The following is an 18,810-nucleotide window of genomic DNA, read 5'->3' on the forward strand; positions in this document are numbered from 1 at the left end:
AGGATGTGTCGCTTATGTCCCTGACTGATCCGAAGACCGATCTTAACCGCTTCTTTTCGGAATCTCTGGCTGCTGCCGACCCCGAGCTTTTTAACACGATCGTCAAGGAAGAGGTGCGCCAGCAGGAGCATATCGAGCTTATCGCCTCGGAAAACATGGTCAGCCGGGCGGTTCTGGAAGCCCAGGGCTCGATCATGACCAACAAATATGCCGAAGGCTATCCGGGCAAGCGCTATTACGGCGGCTGTGAATTCGTCGATATCGCCGAACAGCTGGCCATCGACCGCGCCAAGGCATTGTTCAACTGCGGATATGCCAACGTGCAGCCTCATTCGGGCGCCCAGGCCAATGGCGCGGTGATGATGGCTTTGGTGAAGCCGGGCGATACCATTATGGGGCTCAAGCTTGCGGCCGGTGGGCATTTGACCCATGGCGCGGCTCCGGCGCAGTCGGGCAAATGGTTCCATGCGGTGCAATATGGCGTCGATCCGGTCAACCATCTGATCGATTTTGACGAAGTGGAAAAGCTCGCGCTTGAAAGCAAGCCGAAGATCATCATTGCGGGCGGCTCGGCCTATCCGCGGATCATCGATTTCGCTCGCTTCCGCGCCATTGCTGACAAGGTCGGGGCGTATTTCTGGGTCGATATGGCGCATTTCGCCGGTCTCGTGGCCGGTGGCGTGCATCCGAGCCCGTTCCCCCATGCCCATATCGTCACCACCACCACCCATAAGACCCTGCGCGGTCCGCGTGGCGGCATGGTGCTGACGAATGACGAGGATATCGCGAAGAAAATCAATTCGGCGGTGTTCCCGGGGCTTCAGGGCGGCCCGCTCATGCATGTGATCGCGGCTAAGGCGGTGGCGTTCGGGGAAGCTCTGCGTCCTGACTTCAAGACCTATGCCCGTGACGTGGTGGAAAACTCGAAAGCCTTTGCGGCCCGGCTCAAGGCTGGCGGCTGCGATATCGTTTCGGGCGGCACGGATACCCATCTTGCGCTGGTGGATCTGCGGCCGAAGGGGCTTACCGGCAATGTGGTCGAGGCCGCCCTTGGCCGGGCCCATATCACCGTCAATAAGAACAGCGTACCGTTCGATCCGGCCAAGCCGACCGTGACTTCGGGTATCCGCGTTGGGACCCCCGCCGGCACGACGCGCGGTTTCGGTGTTGCCGAGTTCGAGAAGGTAGGCGACTATATCCTTGAAATCCTTGACGCGCTGCGAAAGGACCCGGAAAATACCGGTGCCGCCGAAGCGTCCGTCCGGGACAAGGTCAAGTTGCTCAACGACGCCTACCCTGTTTACGGCGCGCGCAGCTGACAAAAGCGGGTTGATGGAGCCGGGATCGTCCCGGCTTCAGCATAAAGGGGGGAAGCGATGCGTTGTCCTTTTTGTGGGAACGACGATACCCAGGTTAAAGACTCGCGACCGACGGATGACAATTCTGCCATCCGCCGCCGCCGGTTCTGTACAGGCTGCGGGGCTCGCTTCACCACGTTCGAACGGGTGCAGTTGCGTGAACTGACGGTGGTCAAGAAAAGCGGCCGCCGGGTTCCCTTTGATCGTGACAAGCTTGAACGCTCGATCAATCTGTCGCTCCGGAAGCGGCCGGTGGAACGCGAGCGCATCGACCGCATGATCAATGGCATCGTGCGCCAGCTTGAAAGCATGGGCGACAGCGAAATCAGCTCCGACACCGTCGGCGAGATGATCATGGAAGCCTTGAAGGCTTTGGATACTGTCGCTTATGTGCGGTTCGCGTCGGTGTACCGGAATTTCCGCGAAGCCAAGGATTTCGAGGAATTCGCCGCCTCCATCGAAAAGACGGAAGACGCTTGATCCAGGCTTGTCATTCCCGCGAAAGCGGGAATCCAGCTCTTCAACAAAGACTGGATCCCCGCTTTCGCGGGGATGACAGTAATCTTGAGGATTACAGAAATCTTGGGGATGGCTGTGAAGAGCTTGGGATGACAGTTAGGCTTGGGGGTGACAGTCGGGGCGGATGACGGAGTTTGTCATGTCCAAGTTGGATGATCGCCAGCATATGACGCATGCCCTGCGCCTGGCCGCGCGGGGACTTGGGCGTGTGTGGCCCAATCCCGCGGTGGGCTGCGTTATTCTGGACGCAGGCGGGAAGCTTGTGGGCGAGGGCTGGACCCAGCCCGGCGGACGGCCCCATGCTGAAACCGAAGCGCTGGGGATGGCAGGTGCCGCCGCGCGGGGGGCGACGGTTTATGTGACCCTTGAGCCTTGTGCCCATTACGGAAAAACGCCCCCTTGTGCGGAGGCGCTGATCGCCGCAGGGGTGGCGCGGGTGGTTGTGGCCATCACGGACCCCGACCCGCGAGTCGATGGTGGCGGGATCAGGTTGCTGGAACAGGCCGGGATCGCGGTTGAGATCGGGGTTCTGGCGGCTGAGGCGCGGGCCCTCAATGCCGGGTTTTTGAAGCGGGTGACGGCGGGTTTGCCGCTGGTGACGCTTAAGCTTGCCACCAGTCTTGATGGCCGCATTGCCACCCGGAGTGGCGAAAGCCAATGGATCACCGGGCCTGAGGCGCGGGCGCGCGGGCATCTGCTGCGGGCTGATCACGACGCCATTATGATCGGGCGCGGCACGGCGGAGGCCGATAATCCTGAGCTCAGCTGCCGTTTACCGGGACTCGAGGAGCGCTCGCCGGTGCGGGTCGTGCTCGACGGGGGTTTGAGCACGCCGGAACGTCTTACGCTCTATCAGACCGCGCGACGCTTGCCGACCTGGGTCCTGACCTCTCGCGGGCTCGATGATCCGCGGGCTCGGGCGCTCGGCGAGCTTGGCGTGGTGGTGGAGCCTTGCGCGCCCGGGATCGGCGGCGGCGTCGATCTACAGGAGGTCTTGCGCACATTGGCCAAGAGGGGTATCACCCGAGTGCTGATCGAAGGTGGGGCGCGGCTTGCAACTGCGGCCCTCAAATCCGGTCTTGTGGATCGTCTGGTGTGGTTTCGGTCGGGGCTTGTCCTTGGCGGTGACGGTCGCGCCGGGATTGACAGTCTGGATGTGGATCAGCTCGCTACGGCCTGCCGTTTCCGCCGCGTGGATCATGTGGCGGCCGGTGAGGATATGATGGAAATTTACCTGCCCGGCTGATCAGGCGCTACGGACAAGACGAACATATGTTCACAGGCATCATTACGGATATCGGCAGCGTTCGCGCGCTTGAAAAGCGCGGCGATCTGCGTGCGCGCATCGGCACCCGCTATGACACCCGCAGCATTGAGATCGGCGCCTCCATTGCCTGCTCGGGCGTGTGCCTTACTGTGGTGGACAAGGGCGACGACTGGTTCGATGTGGATATTTCAGCGGAAACGCTGACCTGCAGCAGTCTGGGTGACTGGGTGGTGGGCTCGCCGGTCAATCTGGAACGCGCGCTTAAGGTCGGGGACGAGCTTGGCGGGCATATCGTGACCGGGCATGTGGATGTGGTCGGCCGGATCGAGACCATTCTGCCGGATGGCGACAGCCGCCGCTTCACCTTTTCGATACCGGCGCATATTGCTCCCTATATCGTTGAAAAAGGCTCGGTCTGTCTGAATGGCGTGTCGCTCACTGTGAATGAGGTCGAGGATCTGGCTGACGGCAGCGCGACCTTTGGCATCAATATCATCCCCCATACCCAGGAAAACACCAGCTTTGGCAGCGCCAAGGGCGGTGACGCCGTGAATGTGGAGATCGATGTTCTCGCGCGCTATGTGGCGCGTTTGAATGCGCGTGCCTGATTTGCCCAAACAAGAAGAATCTGAGCAAGAAGAATCTGAGGATCTGACTATGCCGCAGCGCTATCTCTCTCCTATCGAAGATGTGATCGAGGACGCCCGCAATGGCCGCATGGTCATTCTGGTCGATGATGAGGACCGCGAGAACGAAGGCGATCTTGTCATTCCGGCCCAGATGGCGACGCCCGATGTCATCAATTTCATGGCCAAGCATGGCCGCGGCCTGATCTGTCTGACCCTGACCGGCGAGCGCACGGAAGAACTTGGCCTCAGGTCCATGTCGGACAACAACCAGTCGCGCAACCGGACGGCCTTCACGGTCTCGATCGAAGCGCGGGAAGGCATCTCGACCGGAATTTCGGCCCATGACCGGGCCCATACCATTTCAGTCGCCATCGACCCGACGCGCGGCAGGAACGATATCGTCTCCCCGGGCCATGTGTTTCCGCTGGTCGCCCGTGATGGCGGCGTGCTGGTGCGCGCGGGGCATACCGAGGCGGCGGTGGATATCGCCCGGCTTGCGGGGCTCATCCCGGCCGGGGTGATCTGCGAGATCATGAAGGACGACGGCACCATGGCGCGGCTGCCGGATCTGGTGGAATTCGCCAAGCTGCATGGCATCAAGGTCGCAACCATCGCCGATCTGATCGCTTACCGCCGCCGCTATGATAATCTGGTGACCTGCCGCGCCGAGATGGATTTTGAAAGCCGTCATGGCGGTTCTTTCCGCATGAAGGCCTATGTGACCAAGGTTGACTATGCCGAGCATATGGTGCTGGTCAAAGGCGACGTGCGCACCGACGAGCCGGTGCTTGTGCGCATGCACAGCTTTAATGCGCTTGAAGACCTTCTGCATGAAACCGGGCCGCGCTCGGATCAGTTGGGGCGCGCGCTTGAGATGATTGGCGAAGCCGGGCGGGGGGTTGTGGTGATTATCCGCGATACCCGGCCGACCAGCCTGACAGACCTGATCCGTCACCGCCTCGGGGAACAGGATCCGGTGCCGCCGGAACTCCGCATGTATGGGATCGGGGCACAGATTCTGCTCGATCTCGGGGTGCAGAAAATGGTGCTGCTGTCGAACACCGAGAGACATATCATTGGCCTTGAGGGTTACGGGCTAGAGGTCGTTGAACGACGACCCATCGTGACCCCGAAGGCCTGAACAACAGAGCGAGAACATGACAGAAAAACCCCATTTCCTCATCGTCGAGGCCCGGTTCTATGAGGAACTGGCGGACGAATTGATGCGCGGCGCGGCCGGTGCCCTGGCGGAAGCCGGCGCCACCTATGACCGTGTGAGCGTGCCGGGCGCGCTTGAAATTCCGGGCGTGATCCGGTTTGCGCTCGATGGCATGGCTGAGGGCGGCACCCATTATGACGGGTTCGTGGCGCTCGGCACCGTGATCCGGGGCGAGACCTATCATTTTGAAATCGTCAGCAATGAAAGCTCGCGCGGGCTTCAGAATCTTGCCGTGCTTGAGGGCGCGGCCATCGGCAACGGCATCCTGACGGTTGAAAATGACGATCAGGCCTGGGTTCGGGCGCGGGTGTCCGACAAGAACAAAGGTGGCGACGCAGCGCGTGCGGCGCTGGTGATGGTGGCCATGAGACATCGTTTTGTAGGGAATGTCTGAGATGGAGGACATGCCCGAAAAACAGGCCCCGAAATCGACCGAAAAGAAAAAAGGCGGGGCGCGCAGCGTGTCGCGTCTTGGTGCCGTGCAGGCGCTGTATCAGCTTGAGCTGACCGGCGGCAATCCGGAGGCGGTGATCAATGAATTTCTCGATCATTATCTCGGGCAGGATGTGGAGGGTGTGGTCTATGGCCGTCCCGACAAGTCCTTTTTCAAGGATTTGATGCTGGGGGTTTCCACCAACCGCATTGCGCTCGATGCCGAGATTTCCCGGGTGCTGTCGAACGATTGGCCGCTCGACCGGCTGGCGGCGGTGATCCGCGCCATCCTGCGTGCCGGGGCTTATGAATTGCGCCACCGTCCCGATGTGCCGACCAAGGCCATTATCAATGAATATGTGGACGTGGCCCACGCGTTTTACAGCGACGCCGAACCGGGGTTCGTGAACGGCGTGCTTGACCGGTTGGGGCGTGAGCTTAGAGGATAGGCCATGGATTGCCGGGTCGAGCCCGGCAATGACAGTTTAATGTAATCACCATGCCCGGGTTAAGCTATTTGTCATGCCCGGGCTTGACCCGGGCATCCAGGGGTGTCGTGGTAGGGTGACTGAAGGGGTGGATTGCCGGGTCGAGCCCGGCAATGACAGTTTAATGTAATCACTATGCCCGGGTTAATCTATTTGTCATGCCCGGGCTTGACCCGGGTATCCAGGGGTGACGTGGCAGGGTGACCGAAGGGCAGGGAACGCATGGCTGAGCAATCCTCTTTGGGTGAATTCGGGGCTATTGCGGCCTATTTCGCGCCGCTTGCCGGGCCTGAGGGGCTTGGGCTTCTGGATGATGCGGCGCTTTATACGCCGCCGCCGGGGCAGACTTTGGTCCTGACCAAGGACGCCATGGTGGCAGGCGTTCATTTTTTCCCTGACGAGTCTCCGATGCTGGTGGCGCGCAAGCTCGCGCGGGTCAATCTGTCGGATCTGGCTGCCATGGGGGCGGAGCCGGTTGGTTATCTGCTGGCTGTGGCGGTGCCGAAAGACAAGGCCGAATACTGGATGAAGGGGCTGGCCGAAGGCTTTGCGCAGGTGCAGATGCTGTTGGACTGGCGGCTTTGGGGCGGCGATACGGTGACCACCACGGGGCCGGTGACGCTCAGCATGACGGCTATTGGTACGGTGCCCGAGGGACAGGCCTTGCGGCGGTCTGGGGCTCGGGCCGGGGACCGGGTGTTTGTGTCCGGCACCATTGGCGATGCGGCGCTTGGATTGTTGCAGCGGCAGGGCAAGCTTGGGCAGCTGCCTCAGGAGGCGGCGGATTTTCTGCGTCAAAGGCTGTGTCTGCCGAACCCGCGGCTTGGTCTGGGAGTGGCGTTGCGCGGGCTGGCCCATGCGGCGCAGGACGTGTCGGATGGCCTCGCGGCCGATCTTGGACATCTGGCGGCGGCCTCGGGACTCGCCGCGAGAATCACTCTGGAGCGCATTCCTCAGTCGGCGGCGGCGCGAGAGGTTATGGACAGTTTCCCCGAGCTGAAGCCGCAGATTTTCGCCGGCGACGATTATGAGCTTTTGTTCACCGTGGCCCCCGACCGCGTCGCGGCGGTGGCGGCGCTCAGCCGGGACTTGAACCTGGCCCTGACAGACATTGGTGAGATGTGTGATCCCGCGACGGTTGACTGGACCGGGGTTCGTCTGTTTCATGAAGACGGGTCGGCGGCTGAGGAGGCCATTGGCGGGTATCGTCATTTTTAAATGGGGTCGGGCGTGAGTGACGAGGACAAAGACAAGAGCGGCGGGGTGGTGAGACCTCGCGGCCTGAAAAAATTGCTGCTGGGTCTGGTCGTCGGTCTTTTGCTCGGTGGCGGTGGGGCGGCCGGTTTTTTTCTGTTTCTGCAACCGAAGCCCGCGGCGGTGGCACCTCAGCCGGAGGCCGCGAAACCGGTGTTGGAAGCTGTCTTTGTTAAACTCGACCGGCTGTCTGCGCCGGTGATTTCCGGCGATGTGGTCCTCGGCTATATGCTGTTCGATCTGTCGCTTGAGGTTAAGAAGGCCAGTGATGAATTGCTGGTGGTGAAACGCCTGCCGGCGCTCCGCGCGGCCTTCCTTCGGGAGGTTACGTCAACCTCGATCGGCAAGCCCGATCAGCCCTTTGTGGTTGATTATGATGGCCTCACCGGCCGCCTCAAAGAGGTAGCGAATCGGGAACTCGGGCAGGGCGTGCTGTCCCGTGTCCTCGTAGTGCAGACCACGCGGATCTAGTCACTTTTCCAAATAACCATATGAACCATAGAGTTTGACGGCGGGCTTCATGTTGTGCATGAGGCCCGTTTTGGCTGTCTTGCGCCTGCCATTCGACTATGCCTAGAGTTTTGAAACCGGAGGGGACCGGGATAACAGGGGGGGAAATCCAAATACCTTCACAATAAGGCCCCAGATACCGCGGCCCGGAACTGTCGTTTCGGACCACGTGGACCTATCGGGATTTTTACAGAAAGGGTTTTGGTTTCATGTTGATTGCGAGTGTCTTGAACTTAACGATCGTTGCGGGGCTGATCGCCGTCCTTTACGGAGTGATCACCGCCCGTGCCGTTCTGTCGGCTTCGCCGGGGAACGCACGCATGCAGGAGGTCGCGGCCGCCATTCAGGAAGGCGCCAGGGCTTACCTCAACCGCCAGTATACGACGATCGCTATTGTTGGCGTTGTTGTTGCTATCATTCTGTTTGTGGTGCTGGGGAAATATCCGGCCATCGGATTCGTGATCGGGTCTGTGTTGTCGGGCGCGACCGGATATATCGGCATGAATGTCTCGGTGCGCGCCAATGTGCGCACGGCTGAGGCGTCGCGGCACGGATTGCAGAAGGGGCTCGATCTCGCCTTCAAATCGGGGGCGGTGACGGGGATGCTGGTGGCCGGGCTCGCGCTTCTGGGCGTGGCGGGCTATTACGCCACATTGACCCGTATGGGCATATCTGGCCGTCCGCTTGTGAATGCGCTGGTTGCGCTTGGCTTCGGGGCTTCGCTGATTTCCATCTTCGCCCGGCTTGGCGGCGGGATCTTCACCAAGGGCGCCGATGTGGGCGCTGATCTCGTCGGCAAGGTCGAGGCGGGCATTCCTGAGGATGACCCACGCAACCCGGCGGTGATTGCTGACAATGTGGGCGATAATGTCGGCGACTGCGCCGGGATGGCGGCCGATCTTTTTGAAACCTATGCGGTGACTACGGTCGCCACCATGGTTCTCGCCTCGATCTTTTTCGCGGGGCATGCGGGCCTTGAGGCGATCATGGTCTATCCGCTGGCCATTTGCGGAATCTGCATTCTGACCTCGATCATCGGCACCTGGTTCGTGCGGTTGGGGAAAAGCCAGAACATCATGGGGGCGCTTTACAAGGGCTTTATCGCCTGCGCGGTGCTGTCGGTTCCGGCGATCTATCTGGTGACGCGCGAGACCATCGGCTTTGGCGATATCGCCATGGTCGGCGAGCATATGGTCACCGGCATGAAGCTGTTTTATTGCGCTGTCGTCGGGCTGGTGGTGACTGGGCTTTTGGTCTGGGTGACGGAATATTACACCGGCACCAATTATCGGCCGGTGCAGAGCGTGGCCAAGGCCTCGACCACGGGGCATGGCACCAACATCATTCAGGGGCTCGCGGTGTCCATGGAGGCGACGGCGGTGCCGGCGCTTGTCATCGTTACCGGGATTATTGTCACCTTCACGCTTGCCGGATTGTTCGGGCTTGCGGTGGCGGTGACCTCCATGCTGGCGCTGGCCGGGATGGTGGTGGCGCTCGATGCCTATGGGCCGGTCACCGACAACGCAGGCGGCATTGCCGAGATGGCGGGGCTTGATAAGGACGTGCGCAAGGTCACCGATGCCCTGGATGCCGTTGGCAACACCACCAAGGCCGTGACCAAGGGCTATGCCATCGGTTCGGCCGGGCTTGGGGCGTTGGTGCTCTTTGCCGCTTATACCGAGGATCTGAAGACCTATTTCTCCCATGTGGACGTCAATTTTGAACTTGGCAATCCTTATGTGGTGGTCGGGCTGTTGCTTGGCGGATTGCTGCCTTATCTATTCGGGGCCATGGGCATGACGGCGGTCGGCCGGGCTGCCGGATCGGTGGTGGTGGAAGTGCGCCGCCAGTTCAAGGAAATCCCCGGGATCATGGAAGGCACCGCCAAGCCGGACTATGGCCGGGCGGTGGATCTGCTGACCAAGGCGGCGATCAAGGAGATGATCATCCCGTCCTTGCTGCCGGTGCTCGCGCCGGTGGTGCTTTATTTCGTCATCAATGCCATCGCCGGGCAGGGCAATGCCTTTGCCGCAGTCGGCGCTATGCTGATGGGCGTGATCGTCACCGGGCTGTTCGTCGCCATTTCCATGACGGCGGGCGGCGGCGCATGGGATAACGCCAAGAAATATATCGAGGACGGTCACTATGGCGGCAAGGGCTCGGAGGCCCACAAGGCCGCTGTGACCGGGGACACGGTGGGTGATCCTTATAAGGACACGGCCGGTCCGGCGGTCAATCCGATGATCAAGATCACCAATATTGTGGCGCTCTTGCTGTTGGCCGCCTTGTCGCATTAGGACGGGCGGAGAGATGGATACGCGGGTCACGCCCGCGTAGGACAGGTTTTTAAAATGTCATTGCCGGGCTTGATCCGGCAATCCATTGCCTGGGGCTGAAAGTCGTCTCATTGCGGGCCTCCTCGGGAGGGCTGCCTCAAATAAAGCCGCTTATCTGTTGATGGGCGGCTTTATTGTTGGGAATTTTGCTGTCGGGGGGGCGGAAAATGGGAGGCGTGGTGGCTCTCGACCGTCATCGCGAGCCGGGTTAGCGGCGTGGCGATCCAGGCTTTTCTTGGGTGGAGAGACTGGATTGCTTCGGCTTTGCCTCGCAATGACGGGTGGTTGGCGGCTTGTGGGGGTGTCAAAAAAGTCGTGTGCTTTGTTGCATTAAGACGGGCGGAGAGATGGATACGCGGGTCAGGCCCGCGTATGACAGGTTTTTTTTAAATGTCATTGCCGGGCTTGACCCGGCAATCCATTGTTTCGGTGTTGAAAAAGCCACCTGTCTCGGAGCAGATGATTCACAGGTCTTTCGAGGCTGAAGATTAGACAGGCAGCCGTTCGCATTGAGGAGGGCTGCAGGCCCGTCTCGAAATGCGGGATCATTATGGTCCTTCGAGACGGCCCTTCGGGCCTCCTCAGGACGAACGGAGGTGGGGTGCATCAAACAAAGCCGCTTATCTTTTGATGAGCGGCTTTGTTGTTGGGAATTTTGCTGTCGGGTGGGTGGTAGATGGAGGTGTGATGGCTCTGGATCGTCATCGCGAGCCGCGCTAGCGGCGTGGCGATCCAGGCTTTTCTTGGGTGGAGAGACTGGATTGCTTCGGCTTTGCCTCACAATGACGGGTGGTTGGCGGCTTGTGGGGGCAACAAAAAAGCCGCTCGTTTGATGAGCGGCTTTTGTTTGTTGGGGTTAGCGACCGCCGCCGCCGCCGGCGCCGGCTGGGCCGCCGGCTGCTCCGCCGCCGCCGCTGAAGCGGCCGATGTTGCCGAAAATTTGTTCCCAGAAGCCGAGTTCACGGCCGCGACTTGGGGTTTTGTCGCTGCTTGGGGAAATGCTGCGGGCTTCGGATAGCGGGATTTTCGAGACGGTCGAGACCACGCCCTTATCGTTGAAGGCAACCTCGACCACCTGACCTTCGATGGTCTTGGGGCGGAAGAAGGCGACTTCTTCGGTGGTGCGCGAGACGTAGTACCAGCGCTGGTTGTCGAACATGCTGGAGAGCGAGGGGCTCCCGAGCATCTGACGTACCGAGGTCTGATCGTCGACGCCCGGCTGGATCGCGGAGATCAGCCGTTCCTCGGGAATATAGCCCCGATTGTTGACGGTCGGAGAGCAAGCCGAAACACCGGCGAAGAGCGCCAGAAGAGACAGGCCGGTTAACACGGGTTTCAGGGGCATACTTCTATCCGCACACTCAGGAGGCCTACTGGTGGTACACTGTGGCTTGAGCCGGACCGCATCGAGAATTGCGCCGCGGGGTCCATCATGGTACCTGACGTGCTCGAAACATAGGCGCGGGCCCGGTGATCTGTCAATGTGATGCAGGTCGGAACTGGGGTTTGCGAGCGTTTAAAATCAAATGACTGTACTACGAGAAGGGCGGGCAGCGTGATTTCTTGGTTCAAATCCTTCTTTTCCCGCGAGCGGGACCGGGCGGCGCATGATCTTTATGTGGCGGCGGTCGATCAGGCGCGGACCCCGGATTTTTATCTCACGGGGGGCGTGGCCGACAGCCTTGACGGGCGATTCGATCTGATTGCTTTCCATCTGTGGCTTCTGGTCACGCGGCTCCATCACCCGGCAGCGGGGGAGGAGGGCCTGACCGCCAAGGCCCATAACCTTGAGGAAAAGCTTCTGGAGGTTCATTTCGATGATATGGACCAGGGCTTGCGGGAAATGGGCGTCGGCGATCTGGGCGTCGGCAAGCGGATCAAAGTCATGGCGCAGGCCTTTTATGGCCGGGTCGGGGCCTATGATGCGGCCTATGCCACGAGTGAAGCGGGCGGTGGCTCGGATGAGTTCCGCGCGGCCCTCGCGCGCAATGTTTATCGGGATGCGGTGCCGTCAGACGCGGCGCTCGGCTGGTTGACGGACTATGCCATTGCTGCACGGCGGGAGATGGCGGCGCAACCGCTTGAGGCGCTGATGCAGGGCCGGGTGCGGTTTCCGGCGCCTGGTAAGTTAGAGGAGACGGTGTGATGAGCACAGAACATAAACCGGCACAGGGTCCTTATGAATTCAGCCGCACGGTGGCGGTCTATGATGTTCGGGACGGCGGTCTGCGCCTTGGAATCGTGGCCGATCCGCGGGAGTGCGTGGCCATGGCGCGGCGCTTCGAGGTTCTTGGTCTGGCCAATGTGAAGGCCGAACTGCGGTTGATGCCGCTTGAGGGCGGGGATATCCTGCTTGAAGGCCGGGCCGAGGCCCAGGCGGAGCAGGCCTGCATCGTCACCGGCGAACCGGTGAAGAGTACCATTGCTTCCGAGTTCTCGGTGCGTTATATCTCCCCGGGCATTGGAACCGAGAGTTTTGAAGATGAAGACTTCGACGTTCTAGGAGAAGATACTGAGCCGCTGCCTGCCGATGTGATTGATGTCGGCGAGGTGGTGACCCAGTATCTGTCACTGGCTATTGATCCTTATCCCCGCAAGCCGGGAGCCGTCAGCGGTGTGGTTGAATTGACCCCCGAAGGCGTTGTTCCCAGCACTGAGCGCGCAAATCCGTTTGATGCACTCAAGAAATTGCAAGAGAAGGGTTGAAGGGCGGACAGAAATCGCTATGTTCGTCCGCTTGAAATGCTGAATGATTTCGGGCTTTCGCCCAATTTAACACGGACTTAGAAGAACCATGGCTGTTCCGAAGAGAAAAACATCCCCGTCCCGCCGCAATATGCGCCGTTCGCACGACGCATTGAAGGCGACGATCAACCAGGATTGCCCGAACTGCGGTGAGCTGAAGCTGCCGCATCATGTTTGTGGCTCCTGCGGCTATTACGACGGCCGTGAAGTGGTCGGTTCGTCGGACGTTGCGTAAACATTCAGCGGGCGGAGGCCGTTAGGCCAGCCGGAGGCGTTCCTTGAAGCGAAAGCTGTCGATCGCACTCGACGCCATGGGCGGAGATCATGCTCCAGCTGCGGTTGTCGATGGTGCAGAGATCGCTCGGGAGCGTTACCCGAACGCGCTGTTCAGGCTATTTGGCGATGAAGCGGTCTTGAAGCCGCTTGTCGCACGCTACCCGAAGCTTCAGACGGTTGCCGTCATCGAGCATACGGATAGCGTGGTCACCGCCGATGACAAGCCGGGGCAGGCTCTGCGCCGTGGTCGCGGGTCCAGCATGGGCCTTGCGATTGAAGCCGTCAGCGAGGGGCGGGCCGATGTGGCCGTCTCGGCCGGGAATACCGGTGCGCTCATGGCTTTGGCCAAATTCATGTTAAAGACCATGCCGGGCATCGATCGCCCGGCTTTGGCGACTCTGATTCCGACCACACGCGGCGAAAGCGTCATGCTGGACCTTGGGGCGAATGTCGAATGCGACGATCGCAACCTGGTGGAGTTCGCGGTCATGGGCGCGGCTTTTGCCCGTACCGTGCTTGGGGTTCCGCGTCCGACGGTGGCTTTGCTCAATGTCGGGGTCGAGGAATTGAAGGGCAAGGACGCCGTCAAGGCAGCCGGTCAGACCCTGAAAGACAGCCCGCTGCCGTTCGAGTTTACCGGCTTTGTCGAAGGCGATGATATTGCCGCCGGTACGGTCGATGTGGTCGTCACCGATGGCTTTACCGGCAATGTGGCCCTGAAGACCGCCGAAGGCACGGCCAGAATGATCGCCGGGCTGACGCGCAACGCCTTCGCCAATTCACTTGGCGGCAAGCTTGGCTATTTCTTCGCGCAGCGCGGCATGCGGGCGCTCAGGGCGCATCTTGACCCGAACAACCATAACGGCGCAGTGTTCCTTGGGCTGAATGGTCTGGTGGTCAAAAGTCATGGCGGGGCCAGTGCGCTTGGTATTGCGAGCGCCATCGGTGTGGCCCATGATCTCGCGGCGGATGATCTGATGGGCCGTATTGCTGAAGATCTGAAAAGCGGGGGGGCAGATACCCCATCTCCTGATGAAGTGGCGACGTGATGACAGTTATTCGATCCATAATCCGGGGGACCGGCTCCTATCTTCCCGCTCGTGTCATGCTGAACAGCGAGCTTGCGGCAGAAGTCGAAACCAGTGACGAATGGATTCAGGAACGCACGGGCATCCGTCAGCGCCATATAGCGGCCGACGGGGAAAAGACCTCGGATCTGGCCCTTGCGGCGGCCCGGGCGGCTTTGCAGGCGGCGGGGGTTGAGGCTGAAGATATTGATTTGATCGTGTTGGCCACAGCGACTCCGGATCAGACCTTTCCGGCCACCGCCACCAAGGTTCAGGCGGCGCTTGGCATGACGCGGGGCTTTGCCTTTGATGTGCAGGCCGTCTGTTCCGGTTTCGTCTATGCCATGACGGTAGCTGATAATTTCATCAAGGCGGGGCAGGTCAAGCGGGCGCTGGTGATCGGCGCTGAAACCTTTTCACGTATTCTCGATTGGCAGGATCGTACCACCTGCGTGCTGTTCGGCGACGGTGCCGGGGCTGTGGTGCTTGAGGCGGCGACGGGCGACGGCAGCGTGGCCGATCGTGGCATTCTGACCAGTCATCTCCATTCCGATGGCCGCCATCATGATCTGCTCTATGTGGACGGGGGGCCGTCATCGACCCAGACGACCGGCTATTTGCGCATGGAAGGCAACAAGGTCTTCAAGCATGCTGTGGCGAATTTATCGGAGGTGATTTCCGAGTCGCTGGCGGCAACGGGTCTCAAGGCCGACGATCTCGACTGGATCGTGCCGCATCAGGCCAATAAACGTATCCTCGATGGCACCGCCAAAAAAATGAATATTCCGGCTGAGCGCGTGATCGTGACGGTGGATCATCACGCCAATACCTCGGCCGCCTCGATCCCGCTCGCCCTGGCGGAAGCCGTGGCTGACGGCCGTATAAAGCCCGGAAATCTGGTATTGTTGGAGGCTATGGGCGGCGGCTTTACCTGGGGCGCGGTGCTCGTTCGCATGTGATGCGGGAGCACCGAGGGCAGCTGGTTCCCGTTCTGCGGGCGCAAGATCCTTAATTTGTAACGGCTTTAGATAGACAGCGCTGTTGACTCAGGCGCTCTCTTAGGACTAGGCTTTAAGTCCTTAAGGGACAACCATTTCTTACGGATTATGGCGATGAGCGCTAAGACAGTAACGCGAGCGGACCTGGCCGAAGCCGTTTACCAGGAAGTCGGCTTGTCGCGTAACGAGTCGGCCGATCTTGTCGAGCTGGTGCTGGAAGAAATTTCAAGCAGCCTGATCGATGGTCATAACGTCAAGATTTCTTCTTTCGGCAGTTTTGTCGTGCGGCAGAAGGGGGAGCGTATCGGTCGCAATCCCAAAACTGGCGAGGAAGTTCCGATTGAACCAAGACGGGTGGTTGTGTTCCGCCCGTCGCAGGTTCTGAAGGAACGGGTGAGCCGCCGCGCGAAAGCATAGACCCTGGTCTATGCGGACGAGACGTGCTGATTTTGATCCAGCTTGGTGAATAACAAGCTGGATGAGAATCAGCGTCTGTTTTCGATGTAGGAGCCGAGTGTAAGCGTGATGTCCGAGACCTCAAAAACAGAGGACCTGTCGCAGGATCTGGGTGTAACGGCAGGTAACAGACGCGGACCGCAGATATCGGGTGCGGAGCAGCTTGCACTGTTGGCTGAGTCCAGCCGCAAATCAGACAATTCTGAACCAGGGCGCAAGGTGGTTCTTGTTGAACCAGAGCGCAAGGCGCCTCTTGTTGAAACAGGGCGCAAAGCGTCCGTTATCGAATCTGGGCGCAAAGCGCCGGGGGCCTTCCGCACCATCAGCGAAGTGGCTGAGGATCTCGGGATCCCACAGCATGTGTTGCGTTTCTGGGAAAGCAAATTTGCTCAGATCAAGCCGATCAAACGCGGTGGCGGGCGGCGCTATTACCGGCCCGAGGATATCGATCTCCTGCGGGCGATTCAGGCGCTGCTCTATGATGATAAATATACCATCAAGGGCGCGCAGCAACTGATCCGCGAACAGGGCGTGCGAACCATCATCCAGACCTTCGGCGGCTTTGCCGGAGCGGCGGCGCAGAATGCCGAATTCGGCATTCGTACCCAACTGGTGGTGGCAGAGCCGCTGGAGCAGGGCTTGCAAAACACCGGATTGATGGCTGATTTGCGCGATGTTCTGCAGGAGCTTGAGGCCATTCAGGCGGCCCTTCTCGCGCCCGCTCAGGTTTCATCGGCGGGGTGATTTTTTCTCCTATCAATCAGTTGCTCTCTTGAAAGGCGGACGCTATAGTCCGCTCCGCTCTCGTGAGAGCTTTGACGGAATGTAGCGCAGCCTGGTAGCGCACTTGACTGGGGGTCAAGGGGTCGTGGGTTCGAATCCCGCCATTCCGACCAATAAACAGGGGGTTGACCTTTCGAGGGCAACCCCTTTTTTATTGGTCGGAATATGTTGAGAGATCATTTCACATTTCGTCAGGAAGGGCTGTCCCATGTCTTCTGTCCGTCGTCCTCATGTGTTTGTGACGCGTCCTTTGCCGGGACGGGGGCTTGAGCGGCTGAGTGCTGTGGCGGAGGTGGATGTCTGGAGGGAAGAGGGCGCGCCGTCTCATGATGTGCTGTTGGCGCGGGCGGCTGAGGCCGATGGGCTGTTGTGCATGTTGACGGATCGCATTGATGCCGGGTTGCTGGATGCCTGCCCGCGGCTGCGTGTGATTGCCACTTGTTCTGTCGGTTATGATCATGTGGATCTGGCGGCGTTGACGGCGCGGGACATTCCGCTTGGGAATACGCCCGGAGTTTTGACCGATGCGACGGCAGATCTGGCCATGGCCTTGATGCTGGGGGCCGGGCGGCGGATCACTGAGGCGGAGCGTTTTTTGCGTGCGGGGGAGTGGAGCGAGGCGCTGCGCTGGGATCCCTTGATGTTTTTAGGCATGGATTTTCGCGGTGCGACCCTTGGCATTGCCGGGTTCGGGGCCATCGGGCAGGCGGTGGCTTCGCGGGCGCGGGCCTTTGGCATGCGGGTGCTCGCCTGGTCGCGGTCGGGGACTGCGGCAGACGGGGTGGAGGCGGTGTCGTTTGAACGCCTGTTGGCGGAGTCGGATGTCATCAGCATTCATGTGCCGCTGTCGGCGGAGACGCGCGGGCTTTTCGATGCGCGGGTTCTTGCCGCTATGAAGCCCGGGGCCATGCTGATCAATACCGCGCGCGGCGGCATTGTCGATGAGGCGGCGCTGGCGGCGGCGTTGCAGACAGGGCATCTGTCGGCGGCAGCCACGGATGTGTTCGCGACCGAGCCGGTGGCCATGGACAGTCCTTTGCTTGCGGCCCCGAATATCATCGTGGTGCCGCATATCGGCAGCGCCACGCTTGCCACCCGCAGTCGCATGGCGGATATGAGCGTCGATAATCTGATCGCCGGATTGAAGGGGGAGCGCATGCCCAATTCTCCGAATGGCGATCAGGTGCGAAGCCGCCGCTGATGGACGCGCGGGCGCTGTTGCTGGATCTGTTTGAGACGGCGGTGGCGGCGGCGGATCCGTTGCGATTGCTGCCGTTGCATCTGCCGCCGCGCCCCACGGGCCGGGTGATTGTGATCGGGGCGGGCAAGGCGGCGGGCTCCATGGCGCGAGCGCTTGAGGACAGTTGGGGGCAGGATCTTACGGGGCTTGTGGTTACGCGGTATGGCCATGGCATGGCCTGCGCGGGCATTGCGGTGCTTGAGGCCGGGCATCCTTTGCCGGATGCGGCGGGGCAGGATGCTGCCCGGCGCATGTGCGATTTGCTGCGCGGGCTTACGGCGGATGACACGGTGATCTGTTTATTGTCGGGCGGGGGATCGGCGCTTTTGACGCTGCCGCCTCCGGCTGTTTCCCTCGCGGAAAAACAGGCGGTCAATAAAGCGTTGCTGCGGTCGGGCGCGCGCATTGATGAGATGAATTGCGTGCGTAAGCATCTGTCGGCCGTCAAGGGCGGGCGGCTTGCGGCCATGGCCTTTCCGGCGCGGATGGTGACTTATGTCATCTCGGATGTGCCGGGGGATGCGGTGGAGGTGATCGCCTCGGGGCCGACGGTTGGGGATCCGACGACTTCGGCCGAAGCGCTGGGCATTCTGGATCATTATAATATTTCGGTGAGTGAGCAGCTGCGCGATTGGCTGCGCTCGCCGCAGTCGGAATCGGTGAAGCCGGGGGATGCGCGGCTCGCGCGGTCGTCGGTGACGGTGATCGCGACGGCGCGGCAGAGCCTTGATGCGGCGGCGGCGCGGGCGCGGGCGCTTGGGCTCAATCCCGTTTGTCTGGGCGATGATATTGAAGGTGAGGCGCGGGAGGTGGCGGCGGCGCAGGCGACGCTTGCGCTTGGCTCCGGTCCGGCGGTGTTTTTGTCGGGTGGGGAGACCACGGTGACGGTGCGTGGGTCGGGGCGCGGCGGGCGTAATGCGGAATATCTGCTGGCGCTGATGATCGCGCTTAGGGGGCAAAATCATATCTATGCGTTGGCCGCCGACACCGATGGCATTGACGGCAGCGAGGATAATGCCGGGGCGATCTTTGGGCCGGACAGTTGGCGGAGGGCGCTGGCGCTTGGCCTCGATCCGGAGGTAATGCTTGCGGACAATGATGCTTATGGGTTGTTCGAGGCGCTTGGCGATCTTGTGGTGACCGGGCCGACGCGCACCAATGTGAATGATTTTCGTGCCATTCTGGTGACGTGAAAAGCTCAGTCTTTGCCAGGGCGGGTTTTGGAAGTGTTAA

The 18,810-nt window shown here is 60.7% G+C and carries 20 protein-coding genes and 1 tRNA gene; 20 read left to right on the plus strand and 1 reads right to left on the minus strand.

Annotated elements, in window-relative coordinates:
* Nucleotides 1-14 precede the first annotated feature (14 nt).
* The 10 genes from glyA (at nucleotide 15) to NYP16_RS08990 (ending at nucleotide 9,973) form a co-directional block, all read left to right on the plus strand.
* A complete protein-coding gene (gene glyA / locus NYP16_RS08945; RefSeq protein ID WP_274943790.1) occupies nucleotides 15-1,319 on the plus strand; it encodes a serine hydroxymethyltransferase in 1,305 nt (434 codons plus the stop codon).
* 57 nt (nucleotides 1,320-1,376) lie between these two features.
* Nucleotides 1,377-1,838 carry a transcriptional regulator NrdR gene (nrdR, locus tag NYP16_RS08950; protein ID WP_274943791.1) on the plus strand — a complete coding sequence of 154 codons (462 nt, stop codon included), beginning with the start codon at nucleotides 1,377-1,379 and terminating at the stop codon, nucleotides 1,836-1,838.
* A 178-nt stretch (nucleotides 1,839-2,016) separates the two neighbouring features.
* The gene (gene ribD / locus NYP16_RS08955) at nucleotides 2,017-3,123 is read left to right on the plus strand and encodes a bifunctional diaminohydroxyphosphoribosylaminopyrimidine deaminase/5-amino-6-(5-phosphoribosylamino)uracil reductase RibD (RefSeq protein WP_274943792.1); all 1,107 of its coding nucleotides are present in this window, start codon (nucleotides 2,017-2,019) and stop codon (nucleotides 3,121-3,123) included.
* A 26-nt stretch (nucleotides 3,124-3,149) separates the two neighbouring features.
* Nucleotides 3,150-3,752 carry a riboflavin synthase gene (locus NYP16_RS08960; RefSeq protein WP_274943793.1) on the plus strand — a complete coding sequence of 201 codons (603 nt, stop codon included), beginning with the start codon at nucleotides 3,150-3,152 and terminating at the stop codon, nucleotides 3,750-3,752.
* 49 nt (nucleotides 3,753-3,801) lie between these two features.
* Entirely contained in the window at nucleotides 3,802-4,914 is a 1,113-nt protein-coding gene (ribB, locus tag NYP16_RS08965) for a 3,4-dihydroxy-2-butanone-4-phosphate synthase (protein ID WP_274943794.1), read from the plus strand.
* A gap of 16 nt (nucleotides 4,915-4,930) precedes the next feature.
* Complete coding sequence (gene ribH, locus NYP16_RS08970) at nucleotides 4,931-5,386, plus strand: 6,7-dimethyl-8-ribityllumazine synthase (protein ID WP_274943795.1); 456 nt, start codon at nucleotides 4,931-4,933, stop codon at nucleotides 5,384-5,386.
* Nucleotide 5,387: 1 nt separating this feature from the next.
* Nucleotides 5,388-5,873, plus strand: a complete 486-nt coding sequence (gene nusB, locus NYP16_RS08975) for a transcription antitermination factor NusB (RefSeq protein WP_274943796.1) — start codon at nucleotides 5,388-5,390, stop codon at nucleotides 5,871-5,873.
* 261 nt (nucleotides 5,874-6,134) lie between these two features.
* Complete coding sequence (gene thiL, locus NYP16_RS08980; protein WP_274943797.1) at nucleotides 6,135-7,130, plus strand: thiamine-phosphate kinase; 996 nt, start codon at nucleotides 6,135-6,137, stop codon at nucleotides 7,128-7,130.
* A 12-nt stretch (nucleotides 7,131-7,142) separates the two neighbouring features.
* Nucleotides 7,143-7,637, plus strand: a complete 495-nt coding sequence (locus tag NYP16_RS08985; RefSeq protein ID WP_274943798.1) for a hypothetical protein — start codon at nucleotides 7,143-7,145, stop codon at nucleotides 7,635-7,637.
* A 248-nt stretch (nucleotides 7,638-7,885) separates the two neighbouring features.
* Nucleotides 7,886-9,973, plus strand: coding sequence for a sodium-translocating pyrophosphatase (locus NYP16_RS08990; protein WP_274943799.1), 2,088 nt, complete (start codon nucleotides 7,886-7,888; stop codon nucleotides 9,971-9,973).
* 895 nt (nucleotides 9,974-10,868) lie between these two features.
* Here the strand turns inward: NYP16_RS08990 and NYP16_RS08995 are convergent.
* Nucleotides 10,869-11,357, minus strand: a complete 489-nt coding sequence (locus NYP16_RS08995; RefSeq protein WP_274943800.1) for an outer membrane protein assembly factor BamE — start codon at nucleotides 11,355-11,357, stop codon at nucleotides 10,869-10,871.
* 210 nt (nucleotides 11,358-11,567) lie between these two features.
* Here NYP16_RS08995 and NYP16_RS09000 point away from each other — a divergent pair, with 210 nt between their 5' ends.
* From NYP16_RS09000 to NYP16_RS09045, 10 genes are all read left to right on the plus strand, one after another.
* The gene (locus tag NYP16_RS09000) at nucleotides 11,568-12,158 is read left to right on the plus strand and encodes a ubiquinol-cytochrome C chaperone family protein (protein WP_274943801.1); all 591 of its coding nucleotides are present in this window, start codon (nucleotides 11,568-11,570) and stop codon (nucleotides 12,156-12,158) included.
* Nucleotides 12,158-12,718 (plus strand): YceD family protein, encoded by a 561-nt coding sequence (locus tag NYP16_RS09005; protein WP_274943802.1) that lies wholly within the window; start codon nucleotides 12,158-12,160, stop codon nucleotides 12,716-12,718. Before NYP16_RS09000 ends, NYP16_RS09005 begins: the two co-directional genes overlap by 1 nt.
* Nucleotides 12,719-12,806: 88 nt before the next feature.
* The gene (gene rpmF, locus NYP16_RS09010) at nucleotides 12,807-12,992 is read left to right on the plus strand and encodes a 50S ribosomal protein L32 (protein WP_274943803.1); all 186 of its coding nucleotides are present in this window, start codon (nucleotides 12,807-12,809) and stop codon (nucleotides 12,990-12,992) included.
* Nucleotides 12,993-13,035: 43 nt separating this feature from the next.
* The gene (gene plsX, locus NYP16_RS09015; protein WP_274943804.1) at nucleotides 13,036-14,082 is read left to right on the plus strand and encodes a phosphate acyltransferase PlsX; all 1,047 of its coding nucleotides are present in this window, start codon (nucleotides 13,036-13,038) and stop codon (nucleotides 14,080-14,082) included.
* Complete coding sequence (locus NYP16_RS09020) at nucleotides 14,082-15,059, plus strand: beta-ketoacyl-ACP synthase III (RefSeq protein WP_274943805.1); 978 nt, start codon at nucleotides 14,082-14,084, stop codon at nucleotides 15,057-15,059. Before plsX ends, NYP16_RS09020 begins: the two co-directional genes overlap by 1 nt.
* Before the next feature lie 153 nt (nucleotides 15,060-15,212).
* Complete coding sequence (locus NYP16_RS09025) at nucleotides 15,213-15,515, plus strand: integration host factor subunit alpha (RefSeq protein ID WP_274943806.1); 303 nt, start codon at nucleotides 15,213-15,215, stop codon at nucleotides 15,513-15,515.
* 321 nt (nucleotides 15,516-15,836) lie between these two features.
* Nucleotides 15,837-16,298: a MerR family transcriptional regulator gene (locus NYP16_RS09030; protein ID WP_346742513.1), complete on the plus strand. Its 462-nt coding sequence runs from the start codon at nucleotides 15,837-15,839 to the stop codon at nucleotides 16,296-16,298.
* Between the two features lie 75 nt (nucleotides 16,299-16,373).
* A tRNA-Pro gene (locus NYP16_RS09035) sits at nucleotides 16,374-16,450 on the plus strand.
* Nucleotides 16,451-16,545: 95 nt separating this feature from the next.
* Nucleotides 16,546-17,538: a 2-hydroxyacid dehydrogenase gene (locus tag NYP16_RS09040; RefSeq protein WP_274943808.1), complete on the plus strand. Its 993-nt coding sequence runs from the start codon at nucleotides 16,546-16,548 to the stop codon at nucleotides 17,536-17,538.
* Complete coding sequence (locus tag NYP16_RS09045) at nucleotides 17,538-18,770, plus strand: glycerate kinase type-2 family protein (RefSeq protein WP_274943809.1); 1,233 nt, start codon at nucleotides 17,538-17,540, stop codon at nucleotides 18,768-18,770. The genes NYP16_RS09040 and NYP16_RS09045 overlap by 1 nt, the downstream gene beginning before the upstream one ends.
* Nucleotides 18,771-18,810 lie beyond the last annotated feature (40 nt).

Origin of the sequence: Govania unica, from assembly GCF_027920805.1 — a bacterium.
In the GTDB taxonomy this organism is placed as follows: domain Bacteria; phylum Pseudomonadota; class Alphaproteobacteria; order Sphingomonadales; family Govanellaceae; genus Govanella; species Govanella unica.

What these genes read in the sequence shown, in the direction of transcription:
- NYP16_RS09025 (WP_274943806.1), top strand. Translation starts at nt 15,213, where the DNA reads ATGAGCGCTAAGACAGTAACGCGAGCGGACCTGGCCGAAGCCGTTTAC.
- rpmF (WP_274943803.1), top strand. Translation starts at nt 12,807, where the DNA reads ATGGCTGTTCCGAAGAGAAAAACATCCCCGTCCCGCCGCAATATGCGC.
- ribH (WP_274943795.1), top strand. Translation starts at nt 4,931, where the DNA reads ATGACAGAAAAACCCCATTTCCTCATCGTCGAGGCCCGGTTCTATGAG.
- glyA (WP_274943790.1), top strand. Translation starts at nt 15, where the DNA reads ATGTCCCTGACTGATCCGAAGACCGATCTTAACCGCTTCTTTTCGGAA.
- NYP16_RS09040 (WP_274943808.1), top strand. Translation starts at nt 16,546, where the DNA reads ATGTCTTCTGTCCGTCGTCCTCATGTGTTTGTGACGCGTCCTTTGCCG.
- nrdR (WP_274943791.1), top strand. Translation starts at nt 1,377, where the DNA reads ATGCGTTGTCCTTTTTGTGGGAACGACGATACCCAGGTTAAAGACTCG.
- NYP16_RS08990 (WP_274943799.1), top strand. Translation starts at nt 7,886, where the DNA reads ATGTTGATTGCGAGTGTCTTGAACTTAACGATCGTTGCGGGGCTGATC.
- NYP16_RS08960 (WP_274943793.1), top strand. Translation starts at nt 3,150, where the DNA reads ATGTTCACAGGCATCATTACGGATATCGGCAGCGTTCGCGCGCTTGAA.
- NYP16_RS09020 (WP_274943805.1), top strand. Translation starts at nt 14,082, where the DNA reads ATGACAGTTATTCGATCCATAATCCGGGGGACCGGCTCCTATCTTCCC.
- NYP16_RS08995 (WP_274943800.1), bottom strand. Translation starts at nt 11,357, where the DNA reads ATGCCCCTGAAACCCGTGTTAACCGGCCTGTCTCTTCTGGCGCTCTTC.
- thiL (WP_274943797.1), top strand. Translation starts at nt 6,135, where the DNA reads ATGGCTGAGCAATCCTCTTTGGGTGAATTCGGGGCTATTGCGGCCTAT.
- ribD (WP_274943792.1), top strand. Translation starts at nt 2,017, where the DNA reads ATGTCCAAGTTGGATGATCGCCAGCATATGACGCATGCCCTGCGCCTG.
- NYP16_RS09005 (WP_274943802.1), top strand. Translation starts at nt 12,158, where the DNA reads ATGAGCACAGAACATAAACCGGCACAGGGTCCTTATGAATTCAGCCGC.
- ribB (WP_274943794.1), top strand. Translation starts at nt 3,802, where the DNA reads ATGCCGCAGCGCTATCTCTCTCCTATCGAAGATGTGATCGAGGACGCC.
- NYP16_RS09045 (WP_274943809.1), top strand. Translation starts at nt 17,538, where the DNA reads ATGGACGCGCGGGCGCTGTTGCTGGATCTGTTTGAGACGGCGGTGGCG.
- nusB (WP_274943796.1), top strand. Translation starts at nt 5,388, where the DNA reads ATGGAGGACATGCCCGAAAAACAGGCCCCGAAATCGACCGAAAAGAAA.